This window comes from uncultured Veillonella sp. (assembly GCF_963524655.1).
In the GTDB taxonomy this organism is placed as follows: Bacteria; Bacillota; Negativicutes; order Veillonellales; family Veillonellaceae; genus Veillonella.
In genome coordinates this window covers 1-21,091 of the sequence record NZ_CAURHA010000035.1, presented here as the reverse complement: position 1 = coordinate 21,091, position 21,091 = coordinate 1, and the positions used below count along the sequence as shown (strand labels likewise).

General features: G+C 37.7%; 20 protein-coding genes. All 20 read right to left on the bottom strand.

All coding sequences use genetic code 11. The features are described from left to right. Nucleotides 1–8: 8 nt before the first annotated feature. A complete protein-coding gene (gene rsfS / locus RYM16_RS07280) occupies nucleotides 9–371 on the bottom strand; it encodes a ribosome silencing factor (RefSeq protein WP_314983154.1) in 363 nt (120 codons plus the stop codon). Nucleotides 372–386: 15 nt separating this feature from the next. Then, complete coding sequence (locus RYM16_RS07275; RefSeq protein ID WP_314983153.1) at nucleotides 387–1,508, bottom strand: LCP family protein; 1,122 nt, start codon at nucleotides 1,506–1,508, stop codon at nucleotides 387–389. Between the two features lie 12 nt (nucleotides 1,509–1,520). Then, the gene (gene yqeK, locus RYM16_RS07270) at nucleotides 1,521–2,090 is read right to left on the bottom strand and encodes a bis(5'-nucleosyl)-tetraphosphatase (symmetrical) YqeK (protein WP_314983152.1); all 570 of its coding nucleotides are present in this window, start codon (nucleotides 2,088–2,090) and stop codon (nucleotides 1,521–1,523) included. Nucleotides 2,091–2,093: 3 nt separating this feature from the next. Continuing rightward, nucleotides 2,094–2,708: a nicotinate-nucleotide adenylyltransferase gene (gene nadD / locus RYM16_RS07265; protein WP_314983151.1), complete on the bottom strand. Its 615-nt coding sequence runs from the start codon at nucleotides 2,706–2,708 to the stop codon at nucleotides 2,094–2,096. A 139-nt stretch (nucleotides 2,709–2,847) separates the two neighbouring features. Then, nucleotides 2,848–4,107, bottom strand: a complete 1,260-nt coding sequence (locus tag RYM16_RS07260) for a glutamate-5-semialdehyde dehydrogenase (RefSeq protein WP_314983150.1) — start codon at nucleotides 4,105–4,107, stop codon at nucleotides 2,848–2,850. 9 nt (nucleotides 4,108–4,116) lie between these two features. Beyond that, entirely contained in the window at nucleotides 4,117–5,238 is a 1,122-nt protein-coding gene (gene proB, locus RYM16_RS07255; protein ID WP_314983149.1) for a glutamate 5-kinase, read from the bottom strand. Between the two features lie 63 nt (nucleotides 5,239–5,301). Continuing rightward, nucleotides 5,302–5,586 carry a ribosome assembly RNA-binding protein YhbY gene (gene yhbY, locus RYM16_RS07250; protein WP_054747195.1) on the bottom strand — a complete coding sequence of 95 codons (285 nt, stop codon included), beginning with the start codon at nucleotides 5,584–5,586 and terminating at the stop codon, nucleotides 5,302–5,304. Nucleotides 5,587–5,594: 8 nt separating this feature from the next. Further along, a complete protein-coding gene (obgE, locus tag RYM16_RS07245) occupies nucleotides 5,595–6,866 on the bottom strand; it encodes a GTPase ObgE (RefSeq protein WP_105081105.1) in 1,272 nt (423 codons plus the stop codon). Nucleotides 6,867–6,883: 17 nt separating this feature from the next. Then, a complete protein-coding gene (locus tag RYM16_RS07240) occupies nucleotides 6,884–8,023 on the bottom strand; it encodes a S41 family peptidase (protein ID WP_314983148.1) in 1,140 nt (379 codons plus the stop codon). Nucleotide 8,024: 1 nt separating this feature from the next. Continuing rightward, nucleotides 8,025–9,230: a murein hydrolase activator EnvC family protein gene (locus RYM16_RS07235; RefSeq protein WP_399553777.1), complete on the bottom strand. Its 1,206-nt coding sequence runs from the start codon at nucleotides 9,228–9,230 to the stop codon at nucleotides 8,025–8,027. Further along, nucleotides 9,230–10,117 (bottom strand): permease-like cell division protein FtsX, encoded by an 888-nt coding sequence (ftsX, locus tag RYM16_RS07230; protein ID WP_009351799.1) that lies wholly within the window; start codon nucleotides 10,115–10,117, stop codon nucleotides 9,230–9,232. The genes RYM16_RS07235 and ftsX overlap by 1 nt, the downstream gene beginning before the upstream one ends. Then, complete coding sequence (gene ftsE / locus RYM16_RS07225; RefSeq protein ID WP_009351813.1) at nucleotides 10,107–10,793, bottom strand: cell division ATP-binding protein FtsE; 687 nt, start codon at nucleotides 10,791–10,793, stop codon at nucleotides 10,107–10,109. The genes ftsX and ftsE overlap by 11 nt, the downstream gene beginning before the upstream one ends. Nucleotides 10,794–10,807: 14 nt before the next feature. Beyond that, nucleotides 10,808–11,740 (bottom strand): transketolase family protein, encoded by a 933-nt coding sequence (locus tag RYM16_RS07220; protein WP_314983146.1) that lies wholly within the window; start codon nucleotides 11,738–11,740, stop codon nucleotides 10,808–10,810. After that, complete coding sequence (locus tag RYM16_RS07215; protein ID WP_009351809.1) at nucleotides 11,740–12,576, bottom strand: transketolase; 837 nt, start codon at nucleotides 12,574–12,576, stop codon at nucleotides 11,740–11,742. Before RYM16_RS07215 ends, RYM16_RS07220 begins: the two co-directional genes overlap by 1 nt. 33 nt (nucleotides 12,577–12,609) lie before the next feature. After that, nucleotides 12,610–13,710: a polysaccharide pyruvyl transferase CsaB gene (gene csaB / locus RYM16_RS07210; protein WP_105097930.1), complete on the bottom strand. Its 1,101-nt coding sequence runs from the start codon at nucleotides 13,708–13,710 to the stop codon at nucleotides 12,610–12,612. Continuing rightward, a complete protein-coding gene (locus RYM16_RS07205) occupies nucleotides 13,703–15,745 on the bottom strand; it encodes a DUF5693 family protein (protein ID WP_314983145.1) in 2,043 nt (680 codons plus the stop codon). Before RYM16_RS07205 ends, csaB begins: the two co-directional genes overlap by 8 nt. Before the next feature lie 12 nt (nucleotides 15,746–15,757). Next, entirely contained in the window at nucleotides 15,758–16,453 is a 696-nt protein-coding gene (locus RYM16_RS07200) for a DUF2993 domain-containing protein (RefSeq protein WP_009351794.1), read from the bottom strand. Between the two features lie 9 nt (nucleotides 16,454–16,462). Continuing rightward, nucleotides 16,463–17,570 (bottom strand): peptide chain release factor 2 gene (gene prfB / locus RYM16_RS07195; protein ID WP_233187879.1). Its coding sequence is split into 2 segments (ribosomal slippage): nucleotides 16,463–17,512 and nucleotides 17,514–17,570, totalling 1,107 coding nucleotides; the frame shifts between segments, so codons are not numbered across the junction. A gap of 120 nt (nucleotides 17,571–17,690) precedes the next feature. Then, on the bottom strand, nucleotides 17,691–20,126 hold the full coding sequence (gene secA, locus RYM16_RS07190) for a preprotein translocase subunit SecA (RefSeq protein ID WP_009351801.1): 2,436 nt from the start codon (nucleotides 20,124–20,126) through the stop codon (nucleotides 17,691–17,693). Between the two features lie 216 nt (nucleotides 20,127–20,342). Further along, nucleotides 20,343–20,870, bottom strand: coding sequence for a ribosome hibernation-promoting factor, HPF/YfiA family (gene hpf, locus RYM16_RS07185; protein ID WP_105097928.1), 528 nt, complete (start codon nucleotides 20,868–20,870; stop codon nucleotides 20,343–20,345). Nucleotides 20,871–21,091: the final 221 nt, after the last annotated feature.

Sequence of the window (21,091 nt, the reverse complement as noted above, 5' to 3'; positions counted from 1 at the left end):
TAGCCATATTATACTCCTTCGAATGGAACTCGACTTGCGTCATTCCACAACTCTTCTAAACCGTAGAATTCACGCAATTCATCGCCACCAAAGACATGGCAAATTACATCGCCAAAATCTAATAAAATCCATTCACCTTCACGGTAACCTTCTCTATGACGAACTGTCATGCCTATTTCAGCAGCTTTATCTTCCATTTCATCAGCAATACTTTGAGATTGCTTAATATTATTTGCACTAGCGATTAAGAAGTAATCACCTAACATAGAAATACCTTCTAAATCGAGAATTTCAATGTCTCTACCTTTTTTATCAAATGCAGCTTGTGCTAATGCTAATACAAATTGTTTAATATCTTCCTTATTTTTCATAGTTTTCCTCTTATCTTAACGTTTACTACCGCTTTCATCACCAGGTTCAGTAGGCTTAGTAATTGTACCGCCATTATGTTCTGATTCAGGTGCAACTTTAGCTGTACTGTTTGTAGGAGCGGATACAAATTGTGTCATTTCATTAGCCGGTAAATTGCCCATGGTAATGCCCACTAAACGTTGTGCTTCTGTTGGATTTACCTTCCAGTAAGTCATATCTCCTACTAACTCTTTTTCGCCAGGAAGAATGTAAAAATGAATTTCTTCCTTATTAATTTTGCTCGCGTTGTATACGAGCTTAATCGCATCTAAGGTAGAGATATTACTATCAAAATGATCCCAAATACGCCAAATATGCCATGCATTTGTTAAGAAAAATGCATTATGCTCTTGGTCCACCCACAATTTTAAAAATCGTTCTTGTCGTTGAACACGAGTAAACGTGTCATGTTTAGGATCTGAGTATCGTAAGTATGCTAACGCATTATTACTATCTAACGTTTGATATCCACGACGTAAATCAATATCTTTATTACCTTCTGCATCAACATGTTCCATAGGTTGCTCTACATAAATTTGTTGATCACCTAGAACATCATTTGTTTTTTTGAAAGCATTTTGATCAACCACTACATAGTATGGTATTGAAATGTGGAACATATCTTCAATAACGGCTTTAGTAAGCTCGATGCCGCCTTTTTCATAGATACCATTCAACATAGTTGCATCAGTTTGATCACGATTATCGATCTTACTATTACTTGGAATACCGATAACATCCATCGTTTTTTGATCAAGATTTACAGATAATAAAAATAAACTATCCCCTTGGCTTGGATTATTATTATCAGTACCAACAACCAAAATATATAGAGGTTTATCTAACCCTTTTTGCTCAACTGATACAGTGTTAGCGTCTTGTTTATTTCCATTATCTGCTACTGTTTCAGTAACTTCTGTAGTTCCTACAATCGCTCTATATGCATAAGATACGCCACTATATATGCCATATCCTATCCCACCAAGCAAAGCGAGAACAACAACGATGGCTAAAATGACTCTAGGCCATTTTATCGATGACTTTTGTTGACGTCTTCTCCTACGCCGGCGAGCTCTTGCTCGTTCACGTTCTTCCATATAAAAACTCCATTACTTACAAGATTGTAATACGTCATTACGACCAAGAATGGTCAAAGGATAAATAGAAAGATGTTGCTCAATAAGATGATTAATAGTGTTATCAAAACCAAGTAATACAGCCTTATCTAGGTCTTGTTGTGCTAATCTACGCAATTCATCCACACCTGGAAAATTTCTATTAGGCTCAATATAATCGGCTAAAAATATAACCTTATCAAGCTTTGACATATGAACTTTGCCAGTAGTATGAACACGAATCGCTTCTAAAACATCTAAATCAGTTATAGAAAACTCCTTTTCAGCACGAATCATACCTGCTAAGCCATGCAACAAATTACCATTAGCTAACAATTCATCATCAGCTTCGTATTTACTGGCCTCTACCAAAGCTTGCATATCTTTTAGTGACATTTCCTTTGCACAGTCATGTAGTAATGCCGCTAAACGCGCTTTCTCTACATCAACGTTGTACAGTTTAGCTAATTGAGTGGCTGATTCAACAACACCTAGAGTATGCTTAAAGCGTTTTTTACCCATCCATTGGCTTACTCTATATTGTATTTCATCAAAAGATAACATCCTTTATTCCTTCCCATAAATATGGTTTTTTTCTATATAATCTACTACACATTTAGGCAACATATAGCGAACGGTTTTGCCAGAACGTAAACGATCCCGTAAATACGTAGCAGATAATTTCATTTCAGGCACTTCCATAACATGAATCTTTTCATGTGCCTTTGGCCCTAGTTCATCTAATGTAGCATCAATAACACTCGTTCCATCTGGTCTAGTAGCACCAATAAAATGAACTTCATCTAATAATTCTTCTATAAACTTCCAAGTCGGCAATGCCCGAATTGTATCCGTGCCAGCAATAAAATAAAATTCTACATTTGGACCATATATAATTTTAAAATGTTGAATTGTATCTACAGTGTACGATGGACCTTCTCTTCGCATCTCTATATCGGAAATTTCAAAATTTGGATTATCTGATACAGCAGCAGCCGCCATGGCATAGCGATGATGACTATCTATCACATCATGCTGTTTATGCGGTGGAATACGGGCTGGTACAAATATAACCTTTTCTAGATTAAAGCTTTCACAAGCAACCTCTGCAATCATTAGATGACCTAGATGAATGGGATTGAAAGTTCCACCAAGGATACCTATACGACGTTTCTCTACCATAATGCGGTCACTCCCTTAATGACAATGACACAAATAATGATGAATAAGAGCAATGCCTTTCCATAGGATATCCATTCATATCGTCCTTTTGGTGTTTGAATATATCTGTAGTATGCCCTTATAAAGTAATATATATATTTCACGTCCGCACTTGGCCTTCTCCAAATACGAAGTATTTATAAGATGTTAAAGCTTGTAAGCCCATAGGACCACGAGCGTGAAGTTTTTGTGTACTAATACCAATTTCTGCGCCAAAACCAAACTCAAAGCCATCTGTAAAGCGTGTAGACGCATTATGATATACAGTAGAACAATCCACTAAATTCATAAATACGGTAGCACGCATAGGCTCATCAGTAATAATAGCCTCAGAGTGATGTGTAGTATAGTAGTTTACGTGCTCAATAGCTTCCTCAAGATTTTGAACGATACGTACATTTAAATCCATATCATTGTATTCTGTGTTAAAAGACGTCTCTGTTAAAGGAATTGTATTTTTCATATATTGAGCTACTGCTTCATCACCGTGAATGCGAACACCATATTCTTGTAATGCTGTATCAAGGCGAGGTAAAAATTCATCAGCCACTGCTTGGTGAACTAACAAAGTTTCCATAGCGTTACATACCGATGGACGTTGCACTTTAGCATTAATAGCAATGTCTAACGCCATATCGAGATTAGCGTATTCATCTACGAAAGTATGACATACACCACTACCCGTTTCAATAACAGGAATACTACTTTCCTCTACGACACGGCGAATGAGTCCAGCCCCGCCACGAGGAATAATAACATCTATGTATTCGCGTTGTTGCAATAGTACGCCAACCATATCTCGATCAAGAACCTCAACCAATTGGATAGCATCACCATTAATGCCCAAAGATTCTAAAGTATTACGCATGATAGACACGATGATTTGATTCGTATGGAATGCTTCTTTACCACCCCGTAAAATCGTAGCATTTGCAGTTTTTAAACAAAGTACACCAGCATCGATAGTCACATTGGGGCGCGCTTCAAAAATAATGCCAATCACACCAAAAGGTACTGCTCTTTTTTCTATAATCAAGCCATTAGGACGTGTAATCGTTTCCATAACAGATCCCACAGGGCTATCAAGAGCCGCGACTTGACGAACCCCTTCAGCCATTTGAGCAATTCGATTAGGAGTCAACGTTAATCGATCAATCATAGTTTGAGGTACATTATAGTCCCCAGATTTATCTAAGTCTTGCTTATTAGCGGCCATGATTTCATCAGTTTGTGCTTCCACAGCATCAGCGATTGCTAATAATGCAGCATCTAACGTACCTTGATCAAGTTGAGCTAATTCAAAAGCAGCTGCTTTAGCTCTTAGGCCCATATCTTTACAAATTTCTTCGTACTGGTTCATATTGTATCCTCAGTGTAATAAAACTAGATTATTACGATGTATAGCTTCATCATACGTCGTATTAATACCTAAAATATGAGCTATATCGTTAGTATTATGACCTTTAATTGCCTTCATATCATCGACGCTATAGTTGATAAGGCCACGTCCGATTTCTTTCCCATTATGATAAATAGAAATTGTATCACCAGGTCCAAATGTACCTTCCACATCAACAATACCAGCAGGTAATATACTAGCCCCTTTATCTAAAACAGCACGAGCACAACCATCATCAATAGTAATGGAGCCCTTCAACCGCTTACCAAAGGCTAGCCAATGATGTTTCCCTGATAGACCAGCATCATGTGCTTCAAAGAGAGTACCGATTTGTTCACCCTTACATACGCGACGAACAGAGTCCTCTACTTCACCAGAGGTAATAACCATAGGTACACCAGAGTTTGTCGCCATGTGAGCCGCTTTAATTTTAGTATACATACCACCAGTGCCCATATTAGAACCAGCACCACCTGCAATAGCATACGTTTCATCTGTAATTTCAGAAACTGTTTCTATTAAGGTAGCATCTGGATGAGTTGCTGGATTAGCCGTATATAAACCTTCAATATCAGACAAAATGATAAGTAAATCAGCATCTACAATACCTGCCACAGTAGCAGATAAAGTATCATTATCGCCTATTTTAAACTCTTCAATAGCAACCACGTCATTCTCGTTGATTATGGGAATAACATTAAGTTGCAACAAAGTATGTAATGTATTACGTAAGTTAAGATAACTATGACGTCCAGTACTATCCTCTTTCGTTAAAAGAATTTGCCCTACAGTACGCCCATATTCACGAAACATGCGCTCGTACATATGGATAAGAATACCTTGACCGACCGCTGCTGCTGCTTGCTTAAGTACAAGATCTCTAGGCTTCTCTTTAAAACCTAGTGGAGCAAGTCCAGCTCCTGTAGCACCAGAAGAAACAAGGATTACCTCTTTACCTTGGTTAGCCAAATCTGATAATTGTCGTACTAATCTTTCAATACGCTCTAAATTCAAATGACCATTAGCGTAACAAAGCGTACTGCTACCAACTTTGACTACAATTCGTTTAGCGTTTACGATAGCGCTGCGCATAGACTAACCTCCTAAGGTTAACAGTTTCTTAACTACAACATATTAATAGAAATGATTTCAAAACTATTTAGGTAAAATAATTTTTGGTTCTTTTTTAGCTTTATACAAAACGCCATTAAAGCCAATAACTTGCACTAGCTCAGCACCTAGCATATCCGCTAGTTCTTCGAAAATAGTTTTATCTTCAGGGCTGTTATTGTGTAATTTCACTTTAATTAACTCACGAGCCATCAACGCTGCACGAGCGCTATCAATAACACTATCTTCTAAGCCATTTTTACCAATTTGTACAACTGGTGGCATAGTAGCAGCTAAAGAACGTAAATACCGTTTTTGTTTTCCTGTCATTATATCTCCTACTCTTGGAATGTAAAGCGTTGATCCCCAATTACAACTTCATCACCGTCTTTACAACCTTTTTCTTTCAACTTAGCATCGAGCTCCATAAAACGCCAAATGCGTTGGAATCTACGAAGAGATTGATCGTCGCTAAGATTTGTCATAGCAACTAATCGTTCAATACGTTTACCAGTAATGTAGAAGGCAGCATCATCACCACGAGTGATAACAAACTCTACATCTTGTTTCGCTTCATAAACAACTGTATCATCAGTCGCTTCAGGCTCTGGTTCGTAATTTTCTACATAGTAGTAAGCTCGTTCCATAAGCTCTGGTAAACCTTCACCGCTCAATGCATTGATAAGGAATACTTCATAGCCCTTATCTTCAAAGTATTTTTTATTATCTGGAATTGTGGTGTCATCAAAGACCATATCGATCTTATTAAGAGCAACGATTTGCTTTTTATTAGCTAATTTTTCAGAATATTTACGTAACTCTTCGTTGATAGCATCAAAGTCAACCTTAGGGTCACGTCCTTCCATACCAGATACATCAAGAACATGAATTAAAATATTCGTACGTTCAACATGACGCAAGAAGTTATGACCTAAGCCAACACCTTCACTTGCCCCTTCAATAAGACCAGGAATATCGGCTAATACAAAGCTGCGGTCACCGGAAATAGTTACAACACCTAGAACTGGTGTCAATGTAGTAAAGTGGTACGCTGCTACCTCGGGTTGAGCTTTAGATACTTTACGCAAAATACTAGATTTACCAACAGATGGATATCCTAATAAGCCTACATCTGCTAATACTTTTAGCTCTAATTGTAACCAGAATTCTTCACCTGGTTCACCTTTTTCTGCAAATGTTGGCGCACGATTAGCGCTCGTTTGGAAACGAGCATTACCGCGACCGCCACGACCGCCTTTAGCAATAACAAATGTATCGCCATCATTAACGAGGTCGCAGAAAACTTTGCCCGTCTCTTCCTCTTTAATGACTGTCCCCAAAGGAACAGGAATGATAAGTGGTTCAGAACCACGGCCATGCTTGTTGGAACTTTCACCATTACCACCAGCAGGTGCCTTGAATTGACGTTTATATCTAAAATCTACAAGAGTATTAATATTCTTGTCCGCTTTAAAAATAACGTCCGCCCCTTTACCACCATCGCCGCCACTAGGACCGCCATTTGGCACGTATTTCTCACGACGGAAGCTAGACATGCCGTCCCCACCGTCACCAGCCTTAACAAAGACGCGCGCTCTATCTATAAACATAATTTAACTCCTATGCATTATTGTTGTAATATCTCTAATGCTTTTTTAATTTGAATATCATCTAATTTGCTAGATGGATTTACACCTTTTGGTAACTCTATTTCCACATCAGGTTTAATACCAGTTCCGTCAATAATACGGTCACTTGGTGTGTGGTATTTAGCAATGGTAACTTTAATACCCTCATTATCTAAACTTGGGTATATAGTTTGAACTGTACCTTTGCCATATGTATTAGTACCTACAATAGTACCTAATTTACGATCTTGAACGGCCCCTGCTATGATTTCAGATGCACTAGCAGAGCCTTTGTTTACTAAAACGACTAAAGGAATAGCCACTTCAGGACCATCAGACTTATAAATATCCTTTTTACCAGCCCGATTTTGTACTGTTACTAATGTACCTGGAGGCATGATATAGTTGGATATTTTTTCAGTTGTTGAAAGTAAACCACCTGGATTATCTCGCAAATCTAATACAAGCGCCTTCATACCTTGTGCTTGAAGCTCCTTAAACTGAGTAGCAAAATCATCTGCCGTATTCTCAGCAAATTGACTAATACGAATATAACCAACTGTACTAGTTAGCATTTTACTTTTAACAGTAGGAAGAACAATGGATTCTCGAGTGATATCGAAATGTAACTTTTCACCATTCCGTTCAATATCAAGGGCTACAACAGAACCTGCTTCACCACGAATTTTAGAGGATGCTTCCTCAACTGTGATATCACTAGTAGATTGTCCATCAATAGCAATGATATGATCTCCAGGCTTAATACCTGCTTTAAAAGCTGGTTGATCTTCCATAACACTAACAGCATGTAAACCTTTATCATCAGTTCCAAGAACCATGCCTACACCTGCGTAAGTTGCAGATGTTTGCATTTTCATGGACTTATATTCTTCTGCATCTAAGTAAACACTATGCGGTTCTCCCAAAGAGTCAATTAAACCTTTAAGCATACCATCATAAAGAGTGGATTTAGCCGTCGGTGTCATAAAGACTTGACTCGCAGCATAGTAGGCTACAAATAATCTTGGCAATCCCCAGAATGAACCGGAAAGATACCAAAATGTAAGCCACATAATGACGATGCCAGAGCCTATATATTTCAATAGACTCCATAACACCGTACGTGTGTCAAATTTCATATTATAAATATCCCATAGGATCCACTGGATCCCCACTTATACGAACTTCAAAATGTACGTGTGGTCCTGTACTGTTACCAGTACTACCAGCATAGGCTACAACTTGGCCTTTACCAACATCTTGACCTTCAGAAACAGCTAGCTCAGAGTTATGCGCATATAATGTAGACATACCATTACCATGATCGATAACTACGGCATAACCATAACCACCCATCCAGCCAGACCAAACAACAGTACCTCCATCAGCAGCATGAACAGGTGTACCTTCATCAACACCAATATCGATGCCTGAATGGTAAATTGTAGTGCCCCAAATTGGATGTGTACGATAGCCATATGGTGAAGTAATTTCACCACTAACAGGCCAGCCAAGTTGACCAGACCCTTGTACCCAAGAATAACTTGGTGCAGCTTGTTGAGCCGCCGCTGCCGCTGCTGCTTCTGCAGCTGCACGTGCTGCCGCACGTTCTGCTTGGCGAGCTTTTAATAGAGCTGTAATTTGAGCAGATGATGCGTTTAGTTCTTCTACAGCTTGCATTGCTACAGCACGATCATTTTGTGCTTTTTGTAGAACTACTTCACGCTCTTGTTTCTTCTGTTCAATTTCAGCTTGTTTAGCCACTGCCGCTTTTTCAAGCTCTACTAATTTAGCACGAGATTGTTCAAGGGCTTGCTTACGAGCAGCTATTTCAGCTCGCTCTTTTTTAATTTCATCAATTAACTTAATATCTGAATCAATGATACGCTTTAAGATTTCTAAACGATTTGCAAAGTCTTTAAAGTCTTTAGAACCAATAACTACATCTAAATAACTCAAACGACCATTGATATAAATATCACGTACTCGTTTATAGAAAACAGCTTCACGGCCTTCTAAGCGCTTTTGTGCTTCAGCAAGTAACTTTTCATTAACAGTAATATCATTTTCTACTGCTATACGTTGCTGTTGAATTACTTCTAATTGTTGCTGTGCTTGACGCAATTGTTCTTCAATTTGACGTAATTGCTCAGACACGCTAACAATGACGGTTTCAGCATCTGCTTTAATAGCATTTTGCTGATTTACTTGTTGTTGAATCGAATCGAGCTGATTCGTTAAATCTTCGTCTTCTGCAACGATGTATAGAGGTGTTCCCAGTACGACTATACCCGTTAAAATGGTTGCTACAAGACGTGATTTTAATGATTTATATTTCATAAACATTACACCTTCATGTATTGTTTTAACGAAATAGTACTACCAATAGCACCTACTACTATGCCACCACCTAAAATATAGATAGCCACATCATAGAAGAATGGGAACATTGGTACTAATGGGAAGAATGCTAAAGATTCAGATACTTCCATAGTAATAAAGTGATAGAATTCACCAACGCAAAGAACGGCAATGATAGCGCCAATTAAGCCTAACAACATGCCTTCAATCAAGAACGGCCAACGGATAAAGCCATTAGTAGCACCTACATATTTCATAATTGCAATTTCTTTACGTCGTGCAAATACAGTCAATCGAATCGTATTAGAAATAATAAATAATGTAGCAGCTGCTAAAAAGGCAATCAATACAATACCACCAATACGAATAACTTGAGTAATACGGAAGAGCTCTTCTACAATATCTTGACCATAATGTGTACTTTCTACACCTTGGAAGGTCGTAGCTAGCTTTGCAGTGGCCTTTACATCACTAGGATTATCAAAAGTTAATACATAAGAATTAGGTAATGGGTTTACACCACCTAAAGCATTAACTAATTGCTGTTGATCACCAAGACGCTCTTTAAACTCTTTCATAGCTTGTTCTTTATTAACAAACTCAAGCTTCTTAAGATTTGGTATGGCCTTAATTTGCTTGCCTACAGACATAATTTGTTCTGTTGTTAAGCCGTCTTTTAAGTAAATACTCAACTGTACTTGGTTTTCCAAGCTAGATGCCATATTATTCAAATTGATAACACCACAAAGGAATACACCAAGCATAAATAAGGATAAAGCTACTGTAGAAATGGACGCCAAGGTCATAAGCCCGTTACGCTTCATAGATTTCAGAGCTTCTTTAAAATAGTATTTTATCGTTCTAGGCTTCATTAATTTCTGCACCTCTCATATTGTCACTTTGAACGCGGCCGTCTTTTAAACGAATAACGCGTTTATTTAAATACGAAACAAGATCCATATTATGGGTAACCATAATAACGGTAGTGCCAAAATTGTTGATATGCTTGAACAAATCTACAATATCCTTACTTGTATCAGGATCTAGGTTGCCTGTAGGCTCATCAGCAATGAGTACAGATGGGCGATTAACAATAGCACGAGCAATAGCCACACGCTGCTGTTCACCACCAGATAGATCCTCTGGTAAATCATTAGCCTTATCACTTAAACCAACAAGCTCTAATACATGACTTACCTTCTCTTTAATGATTTTTGGTTTTTCTTCAATTACTTCGAGAGCAAAGGCGATATTTTCAGCTACCGTTTTATTTGGTAATAGACGGAAGTCTTGGAATACTACTCCTAGCTTTCTACGTAATTTCGGAATTTTGCTACGCTTCATGCGCGTAACATCAAAGTCATCGACGATAACTGTACCAGTGTCTGGCACAACTTCATGTGTCAACAACTTAAATAGAGTTGATTTCCCTGCACCACTGTGACCACAAACGAGGATAAATTCACCATCGTTAATGGTTAAACACACATCGTCTAATGCAACAGAACCATTATCATAGACTTTACTAACATTCTTAAATTCAATCATGGGGGCCCCTTAAATTATTTACGAGTGATTACACGTTTTACTGCTTCTACAATGTCTTTTGCTGTTAAGCCATATTTAGCCATTAATTCTTTTGGTGTACCACTCTCCCCAAATGTATCTCGGACACCAACGAATTCCATAGGAACTGGCTTATTAGCCACAACAACTTCAGACACAGCAGAACCAAGACCACCAATGATATTATGTTCTTCTGCGGTAACGATAGCGCCTGTTTCAGCAGCTGCTTTTATAATTGCATCTGCATCGATAGGCTTAATAGATGCCATATTGATAACGCGAGCAGATACATTAGACTCACCTAATAATTTTGCTGCTTCTACAGCAGGTCCAACCAAGGCACCGCAAGCTATAATTGTAACATCAGAGCCCTCTACTAATGTCGTAGATTTGCCTGGTACAAATGTATAACCTTCTGCAGTTACATCATCCACACCGGCACGACCAAGACGTACATATACAGGTCCTTCATAAGATGCAGCCCATTCAATAACAGCCTCTGTTTCGCGCTCATCAGCAGGAACTACGACTGTCATATTAGGTAATGTACGCATACAGGAAATATCTTCCAAACTTTGATGTGTAGCACCATCTTCACCTACTGTAATACCCGCATGTGTAGCACATACTTTTACATTTAATTTTGGATAACATACAGCATTGCGAATTTGTTCAAAAGCACGACCTGTAGCAAACATAGAGAAGGAAGAAACAAATGGAATCTTACCTGCTGCTGCAAGGCCAGCACCAACGGAAATTAAATTTTGTTCTGCAATACCTACATTAAAGAATCGCTCAGGGCAGACATTTTTAAATGTATCAGTTTTAGTGGATTTAGATAAATCTGCATCTAATACGATAATATTTGTATTTTCTTTACCAATGCGAGCTAGCGCATTACCATATGCTTCACGTGTTGCTTTACCCATTATTGTACCCCCATAATCTCATTAACAAAGGCTACACCTTGTTCTTCGCTTGGTGCTTTACCATGCCAACCAGCTTGACCTTCCATTTCTTCAACGCCTTTACCTTTTACAGTATGCATTACGATACATGTTGGGCCTTCTGTGAAAGCTTTTGCAGATTCAATAGCATTATGAAGTTCATCAAGATCGTGACCATTGACTTCAATAACATTCCAATTGAAAGCTTTAAACTTTTCTGGAATTGGCAATGGAGAAAGTACTTTTGTAATATCCCCATCAATTTGAAGACCGTTGAAATCAACAAAAGCAGTTAAATTATTGAGTTTATAATGACCGGCAAACATTGCTGCTTCCCAAACTTGACCTTCTTCAAGCTCGCCATCACCAAGGATAGAATATACACGATAGTCAGCATTATCAATTTTACCAGCCAAGGCCATACCGCAAGCTGCAGAGATACCTTGACCCAAAGAACCAGTAGACATATCTACACCTGGTGTATGTTTCATATCAGGATGACCTTGTAACATATGGTCAATTTTACGCAAGTTCAAAAGTTCTTCTTTAGGGAAATAACCTTTTTCAGCCAATGTAGCATATAATGCAGGCGCTGCATGACCTTTAGAAAGGACGAAACGATCTCTATTAGGATCCTTTGGATTTGCTGGATCTACATTCATTTCTACATAGTACAACAAGGCCATCACATCGGCGATAGATAGTGAACCACCTGGGTGACCGGATTTCGCAGCCGTCACAGACTGTACAATACTAACGCGAATAGCTTTTGCCTTCTCTTGAACTAATTGTTTAACATCTTGTGTTAATGTAGCCATAGAGACCTCTCTTTCTGGATGGGATCCAATATATTAATAATTCTTAAGTAATGAAATAGCAATTTCTGCATTGCGTTGAGAATCTACGCGCAATGTTTCAATGCGGTCATAAGAGGATTGATATTCTTCGCGAGAACTCAATAGTTTATGACACCGTTGATATAAAGCTTCTTCACGTAAATGAGTCATTGTGCCAATAGGTTCTTGCCCAATCATGTGTAAGAAACTTGTGATTTTAGGATCGTAAGAAATGCCAATAACAGGTTTCCCCATTAAGGAACTAAAGACTAAGGCATGTAGTCTTATACCGATCATCAAGTCTACATTACCGGATAGGGATACTTGTTCCTCCGTAGAGAATGGTCCCTCCAATACAATAGCACCCTTCGGCATATAACTAGCAATAATCTTAGCTTCTTTTGTATCCTCAGGATGAGACATAGGAATAAAGATAATTTCCACATTATCTTGTTCTTGTAAGCGACTCAATACATTGGCTAAGGCCTCACGGTATTCGGTATCCTCTTTCCAACTACGAACAGCAACACCAATCTTCTTAGGTTGTTCAATTGATTCTGAAAGTTTAGAAGTATACCCTTCAAGAATATGAGCCCCAATAGATAAATCAGCTGGTTGCATTGCCAGTACAGCATCTGCAGTAACCTCTACATCCTCAATGCCTAAAGACTCTAATTCCTCTTTAGAAATAGAGTCTCGCACTGTAATTGTATCTACAAAGCGCAATACAAAACCTACAGCTCGGCGAGTAGATGGTCGATTCAAAGGTCCAATCCCTTGGGAATAAAGCATAACCTTTTTCCCCATCATTTTAGCTAACGACATAATACTTAAATAATAGTAAGTATTTCGAATACTAGTAGCATCTTGTAATAGGCTACCACCACCACTGATGACAAGATCAGAATTAGCAATAGCCTTTAAAATACCGAATGCAGAAAATGTACCAACTGCATTGATATTGTGTTTTTTACTAGTCTCTTTAGGATTACCAGAAATTACAGTAATATGAGCGTCGGCCTCTTCTTTACGAATAGCATCAATAATGGCACAAAGCATAGCCTCATCACCAGCATTACCAAAGCCATAATAACCAGAGATCACGATATTACTCATGGTCTACCTCCCTAGCTTGGAACCATTGTGTTGCATACATCATAAAACGTACTGCAATGATAAGAAGCAAGCCTAAAAGAGCTCCAATCAATAATCCATCATAACCACGCATGATAGACATGAATACAGGCGTTCTGAGATGGCAGAACGTTTCTACCATAGAAGCAATACCGATAACACCAGCTAGAGTTAATAAGAAATGAATCACTGAAGGCCATTTGCGTAAGAATGCAAAGGTAGCAAGCATTAATGCAGGATGACCAATAATAAATTCTTTTTCGCGAGGTCTTGCATACATCGTATTCTCAAGGAAACGACGAAGCATAAGTTCAGAAGTAGGCACTGGAACACCTGCAGTATGACCACTACGACCAACAAATACCCATGCTACTGCACCAAGAGCAGCCACTACGAAGAACACATAGAATTTAACATCCATTGTAAGGAATTCTACTACGAACTTCTTCGCTTCTTCTTTAGAGTTAATCATACGCCCCTTCCACAATGGGAATCGTTGTAAATAGGCAATCATAACAAGAATAACTGGTAATACAAATGTTAATTTGACACCTCTAAAGATAGCAAATTCCATAAAGAATTTAGTATTACCAAGTAAGGATGCAATATACATGCCTCCAATAGCAGCAAATAAAGCTGCAATTACGAGATAGAATAAAGCAAGCACTGTAGCCTTAGTAGCGCCTAAAGGACGTACACCGTCATAACGACGCCACTCTTCCATCAGGCGGATCATAGCCCCCACTGGAGCCATAACAGCACTAGATAAAGCCCAAATTTGAGTTATTAAAGTACCACTTGTAACGATAAATACAACGATAGATACTAAGGAGATACCAAAAAATGCAACCAATTGTGTATGTTTAGGCATTGGAATTAGCATTTGAACAACATATACAAAGAGTGCAATAGCACCAGTCATAGTAAGAACTACTAACAATGGATTTGGAGTATACGGTGGATAAATATCTGCAGGACCAAATTCATAGCCTTTAGCAGCAAGTTTTTCCGTAGCCATACCAATATAATTTATGGTTGTTTGTAATACAGTTTCATTGTTTACGCCTGTTTCATATATAGGAAACAAGTTAAAACGAATATTACGTTCAATATCACTAATATAAAAACGTTGAGCTGCTTCTTCAGGCGTAATTTTCTTTAATTCATCTTTAGCGATTGTGTAGACACGCCCTACACTATATTCATCCTTAGCAGCCATTTCTAAGAAACCTTGTTGAGGTTCATATTGTAGCTGGTTAACTGCTTCGATACCTACTAATGGAATATGATTTTTGTGAAGTAACTCTAATGTTTCATCAGTTAAGTTTGGCGCACCAAGAGCTTCTTTACCTGCAAAAATCATACCTGTTACATGTGGTATACCTTCAAGACGTTTAAATACATATTGAAGATCTTCAGATGTAACATTTCTATAGTTCGTAGGACGAATAATAACATTAAAGCCACGATCAGCTACTTCTTGAGCTTGTAATTTAGAAATACCAAGATTCATCTTTGCATAGCTATCTGCTGTAGCACCATACAACTCTAGAACAGGGCCAATACTTGTATTAAGTTCTTTAACCTTATCCTTGCCAATGCGATGATATAAATCTTCACGAATTTCTTTGTAATAACCTTCTTTACCAGAGATAAGCCCTACGTATGTGGCACCATGTTTGATGGATGCGCCATTAACGCGAACAGAATCCATCTCTTCAGACGTTAAGACTTTAACTTGTCCTGTATCTTTAGCTTTTTCTAAGGTACGGTCATAAATAGCAAATGCTGTTACACCTGCATTGCGAAGTGCATCAAACGCTTCTTGTTGGCTACGCTTTTCAAAGGCATTTGCTCGTAAAACAGCGTCATAATCAACGATGTTTTCAATATGATTTTGAGATTTTTCAATTTGATGGCGTTCAAATACCAAGTATAAAGAAGATAAAAGCCCTACAATAATACAAAGTATGAGAATCCATGAGTACTTACTTTTATATGTGTTCCGATGATTCACAGCAAATCCTTTCTAGTTGAGTATAGGTTTAACTTTAATGCGAATTTGGCCATTATCAGTAGTTAAAGTATCTGCTTTTACAGGAATAGGGAAATTATTGAAATCATAAATCTCTGTATCTTCTAACACATTAGATGTCAAACCAGGAATTGTAGCACCATTAATGGTGAATTTTTTAGGTGAAAATAATAGTTTATTATTATTTAACTCTAAGTTACCATCCAATTTAACGGCACCTTTAAATACCATTCCCACATTCATTTGACCTGTTAAACTAATATTGTCTTTATCAATAGTTACATTAACATCTTTAATTTCACTGCCCGCTTGAGTACTCAAGAATGCAGCTAAATCAGAATTTGTAACAGTACCATCGATACTAGCATTACCTACACTAACAACATCAATTTCTTGACTCGCTAACAGAGAAATTGGATTAACAAGAATCTGTTTTGCATCATATTGGAAAGTTGCAAAATTAAGTTTACCAAGTTTAACATTATCTAAAGAGCCATACACATGGTCAGCTTCACCATATAATAGTTTGAATCCAGGTTGAGACTCAACATTAACACTTTGTGCTGATGGTTTTAAAGAATCATTTAATTGCTTTTCAATACGTGAACTAATATAAGAAGGTAATAAGAATTGTGTTGCTGCAGCCAGTGCAATAATCAACACTAATAGGAATAGCAAAAATTTTTTCATAATTATCTCCTAAATTGTTAAGTTCGCTTCTTTCTTCAAGAAACCTTCAATAAATTGATCAAGATTACCATCCATGACAGCTTGAACATTACCTGTTTCAACATTAGTACGATGATCTTTAACAAGATTGTAAGGATGGAATACATAAGAACGAATTTGACTGCCCCACTCTATGGCCTGGTATGTACCACCAATTTGTTCTTTAATCTCAGCTTGTTTTTCAAGCTCTAATTCAAATAATTTAGCACGTAATAAGCGCAATGCTTGTTCTCTATTTTGCATTTGAGATCGTTGTGTTTGACATTGTACAACAATACCTGTCGGTTTATGTGTCATACGTACGGCAGAGTCAGTTTTATTGATGTGCTGACCACCGGCACCACTGGCACGATAAGTATCCACCTGTACATCCTTCATATCGATATTGATTTCAACAGTATCATCAATTTCTGGCATTACATCGACAGCAGCAAAAGAAGTATGTCGACGTGCAGCAGCGTCAAATGGAGAAATACGAACTAAACGATGAACACCTTTTTCAGATTTTAAATAACCAAAAGCATTTTCGCCCTTAATAAGGAACGTAGAAGATTTAGTACCAGCCTCATCACCTGGTTGTTCATCCATTAGTTCAATAGAAAAACCAGATTTTTCAGCCCAACGCAAGTACATACGAATTAACATAGAGCACCAATCTTGTGCTTCCGTACCACCTGCACCAGCATGGAAGGTTAAAATTGCATTATTAGCATCATATTCACCGCTTAATAACAAGAGAACCTCTTGTTTTTCTACAGTTTCTTCTATGGCTTTAACATATTCTTTAATTTCACTCTCCATAGAACTATCATCTTCTTCGATAGCCATTTCAAGCATTACATTGGCATCTTCAATATCACTAACAAGTTGCTTATAGCTTTCCACAGCATTTTTAAGTTGTGTAGCCTCTTGAGAAATCTCACGAGCCTTATCTGGATTATCCCAAAATGTAGGATCACTCATCTGTACATCGAGTGTAAAAATTCGATCTTCTTTCTGAGCGATGTTAAAGTGAATCCCTCATTCCATAAATACGTTCTTCCAGATTAGAAATTATTGGTTTTAAATCTTCTAACAATTTATGCTCACCACCTTTAACTTATTAGCCTATTATATTGATAAACTATTACCTTAATAAAATAGAAAAATGGCCGTTGCCCACTGGAAGTCCCATTGAGCAACGTGCCATTCACAAATCTTAGTCTTCGTTTTGTGGCTCCAACACATCTTCATGATGGGATTGTGCACCTTCTAAGTGATCAACTGGTTCTTCTAGTTCTTGAATCAATTGTGCACGAATTTTGTATAACGCCATGATTGTTTCATCTTGGATTGCTGCAATCATGTTTTGGAACATCTCAAAGGCTTCAAATTTATATTCCACCAATGGATTTTTTTGACCATATGCACGAAGGCCAATACCTTCACGCAACATATCCATATTATCCAAATGTTCCATCCATTTGTTATCGACAACGCGCAACATAATAGCCTTCTCAAGTTGGCTAAACATAGCCTCACCAAGCATATTAACGCGGTCTTGGTACTCTTCATGAGCAATTTCCAATAAGCGTTCTAATAATTCTTGACGAGTATATTCCTCCATATCTTGAGGAGTCATAATTTCTTCGGTTAAGAAATATTGACTCAAGTGCTTGTAGAGACCTTCGTAATCCCATTCTTCTGGATAAAGCTTTTCATCAGCATAAGCATCTACAGAATCAGTAACAAGCTTATCAATCATTTCATTAATCGTTTCACGCAAAGATTCGTTGCGCAAAATGCGACGACGTTGTTCATATAACACTTCACGTTGTTGATTCATAACATCATCATATTCGAGGACATATTTACGAATATTGTAGTTATGATCTTCAACTTTCTTTTGAGCTCGTTCAATAGATTTTGTAATCAAAGAATGCTCAATAGGCTCATCCTCTTCCATACCAAGTTTATCCATAATGCCTGTAATATTATCAGCACCAAAGATACGCATTAAATCGTCTTCCAAGGATAAGAAGAATTGAGAAGAACCAGGGTCACCTTGACGCCCAGAACGACCGCGTAACTGATTATCAATACGACGGCTTTCATGGCGTTCCGTACCCAAAATAGCTAAACCACCTAATTCAGGTACACCTTCACCAAGGGTAATGTCTGTACCACGACCAGCCATGTTTGTAGCAATAGTTACCATGCCCATTTGACCAGCATTAGCAACGATTTCAGCTTCTTTTTCATGGTGTTTAGCATTCAATACACTATGAGGAACTCCGGCACGTAACAACATGTCTGAAAGTTCTTCAGATTGTGTAATAGATGTAGTACCGATTAAAAGCGGTTGACCTACTTTATGACGTTCTACAGCATTACGAACTACAGCACGATATTTAGCAGCTTTAGTTTTGAAAATTTGATCCGGTAAATCTATACGAATCAATGGTTTATTTGGAGGAATAGGAATTACTTCTAAACCATAGATGTCGATAAACTCTTTTTCCTCTGTTTTAGCTGTACCAGTCATACCAGCTAATTTTTCATACATACGGAAGTAGTTTTGGAATGTAACAGATGCCAAAGTTTGGCTTTCACGTTCAACTTTCAAGCCTTCTTTAGCCTCAATAGCTTGATGTAAGCCATCAGAATAACGACGACCAAACATTAAACGACCTGTAAATTCATCGACGATAACAACTTCACCGTCTTTAACTACGTAATCAGTATCGCGGTGCATCATTGCATAGGCACGTAAAGAAGCACCAAGCAAATGATTCAACTCGATATTTTCGGCATCATATAAATTTTCAACGCCAAGCATTTTCTCTACCTTTTCGATACCAGAATCTGTAGGCGCAATAGTTTTTTGTTTCTCATCGATGATATAGTCTTCATCTCTTACAAGGTGAGGAACAATTTTAGCAAGTTTATAATAATTATCTGTGGAACGTTGACCTGGACCAGAAATAATTAACGGAGTTCTTGCTTCATCGATCAAGATGGAGTCAACTTCATCGACAATAGCATAATTTAATGGACGTTGTACCATTTGAAGTACATCAGATACCATATTATCGCGTAAATAATCAAAGCCAAATTCGTTATTTGTACCATACGTAATATCACATGCATATGCTTCTCTACGTTGGTTAAAGTCGAGATTAGCTACAATAAGACCTGTGGAAAGGCCTAAGAAATTATATAAACGACCCATTTGCTCGCTGTCACGAGTAGCCAAATAATCATTTACTGTAACTACGTGCACGCCTTTACCTGTCAACGCATTAAGATATACTGGCAATGTAGCTACTAATGTTTTACCTTCACCAGTACGCATTTCAGCGATATTACCATTATGCAGGCAAATACCACCCATTAACTGTACGTCAAAATGACGCATACCCAATACGCGTTTAGATGCTTCACGAACTACAGCAAATGCTTCTGGCAATAGGTCGTCCAACGTTTCCCCTTTTTGCAAACGACGTTTAAACTCATCGGTTTTTGCTACTAAGTTAGCATCACTTAATTTAACATAGTTTGGTTCAATTTCATTAATATGATCAGCAATAGCACGCATTTTTTTGATTTCTTTAGCGTTGTTATTGCCTAATAGCCTTTGTAAAAAGCCTAACAAACAAATCACTCCTCTACAGGACATCTTACATTATTTTATCTAATTTATTATAACGAAAATGCCTTGAATAGTCAAAGAATTCAAGGCATTTCACGATTATTTATAGTATTTTTTACAAAAAAGGTGGATGACTCAAAACGGTCATCCACCTTAGTATAATAATCGGCTGATTAAAAGTAGAAAGGAGTTAGGATTAAGTTCAGCCGACATTATAGGTTATTGAAGTTCTGGCTCAATTAAACCATAGAAACCATCATGTCTACGATATACAACGTTCATTGCTTCAGTTTCAGCATTGAAGAACATAAAGAAGTCGTGACCAATAAGGTTCATTTGCAAGATCGCTTCTTCTACATCCATTGGGCGTACTGCAAAATGTTTGCGTTTTACAACTTCGATAGTTTCTTCTTCCACAGGAGCTGCCAACACTTCTGGATGGAAAGCTTCTTGTTTTTTGAAACGTTTAGCTAAACGAGTTTTATGTTTATGAATTTGGCGAACAATTTTATCTACTACTAAATCAATAGCAGCATACATATCATCGTTAGTTTCTACGCCGCGAAGAACAATTTTATCAACGAAGCATGTAAGTTCAATTGTGGACTTATCTTTAACAACGGATAGAACCGCTTGTGCATCTAACTCATCATCGAAGTAACGAGTTAATTTGCTCAATCTTTTCTCGATGTATGCTCTTAAAGCATCTGTCACTTCAATGTTTTTTCCTCTGATTGCTACTTTCATAAGTCAACACCCTTTCTAAAAATCATCCACGAGATACGAGTGTGTGGTATCATGTAACCTTATCTCTCGTGTTATATTTAGTATTTCTACATCTACCTATAAAACTCCTCTTTTTTCTATAAAAATTTTATATTTTTTTGTAGAAATATGTATATTTTTTTACCACAAATCATAACCACCCGTAGAACGGGTGGTTTGCTCTGACCCTATAAGGGTCTTTC

What these genes read in the sequence shown, in the direction of transcription:
- RYM16_RS07200 (WP_009351794.1), bottom strand. Translation starts at nt 16,453, where the DNA reads ATGAAAAAATTTTTGCTATTCCTATTAGTGTTGATTATTGCACTGGCT.
- RYM16_RS07220 (WP_314983146.1), bottom strand. Translation starts at nt 11,740, where the DNA reads ATGGGTAAAGCAACACGTGAAGCATATGGTAATGCGCTAGCTCGCATT.
- RYM16_RS07240 (WP_314983148.1), bottom strand. Translation starts at nt 8,023, where the DNA reads ATGAAATTTGACACACGTACGGTGTTATGGAGTCTATTGAAATATATA.
- yqeK (WP_314983152.1), bottom strand. Translation starts at nt 2,090, where the DNA reads ATGTTATCTTTTGATGAAATACAATATAGAGTAAGCCAATGGATGGGT.
- proB (WP_314983149.1), bottom strand. Translation starts at nt 5,238, where the DNA reads ATGCGCAGCGCTATCGTAAACGCTAAACGAATTGTAGTCAAAGTTGGT.
- RYM16_RS07215 (WP_009351809.1), bottom strand. Translation starts at nt 12,576, where the DNA reads ATGGCTACATTAACACAAGATGTTAAACAATTAGTTCAAGAGAAGGCA.
- RYM16_RS07260 (WP_314983150.1), bottom strand. Translation starts at nt 4,107, where the DNA reads ATGAACCAGTACGAAGAAATTTGTAAAGATATGGGCCTAAGAGCTAAA.
- yhbY (WP_054747195.1), bottom strand. Translation starts at nt 5,586, where the DNA reads ATGACAGGAAAACAAAAACGGTATTTACGTTCTTTAGCTGCTACTATG.
- RYM16_RS07275 (WP_314983153.1), bottom strand. Translation starts at nt 1,508, where the DNA reads ATGGAAGAACGTGAACGAGCAAGAGCTCGCCGGCGTAGGAGAAGACGT.
- RYM16_RS07235 (WP_399553777.1), bottom strand. Translation starts at nt 9,230, where the DNA reads ATGTTTATGAAATATAAATCATTAAAATCACGTCTTGTAGCAACCATT.
- nadD (WP_314983151.1), bottom strand. Translation starts at nt 2,708, where the DNA reads ATGGTAGAGAAACGTCGTATAGGTATCCTTGGTGGAACTTTCAATCCC.
- rsfS (WP_314983154.1), bottom strand. Translation starts at nt 371, where the DNA reads ATGAAAAATAAGGAAGATATTAAACAATTTGTATTAGCATTAGCACAA.
- hpf (WP_105097928.1), bottom strand. Translation starts at nt 20,870, where the DNA reads ATGAAAGTAGCAATCAGAGGAAAAAACATTGAAGTGACAGATGCTTTA.
- obgE (WP_105081105.1), bottom strand. Translation starts at nt 6,866, where the DNA reads ATGTTTATAGATAGAGCGCGCGTCTTTGTTAAGGCTGGTGACGGTGGG.
- ftsX (WP_009351799.1), bottom strand. Translation starts at nt 10,117, where the DNA reads ATGAAGCCTAGAACGATAAAATACTATTTTAAAGAAGCTCTGAAATCT.
- csaB (WP_105097930.1), bottom strand. Translation starts at nt 13,710, where the DNA reads ATGAGTAATATCGTGATCTCTGGTTATTATGGCTTTGGTAATGCTGGT.
- ftsE (WP_009351813.1), bottom strand. Translation starts at nt 10,793, where the DNA reads ATGATTGAATTTAAGAATGTTAGTAAAGTCTATGATAATGGTTCTGTT.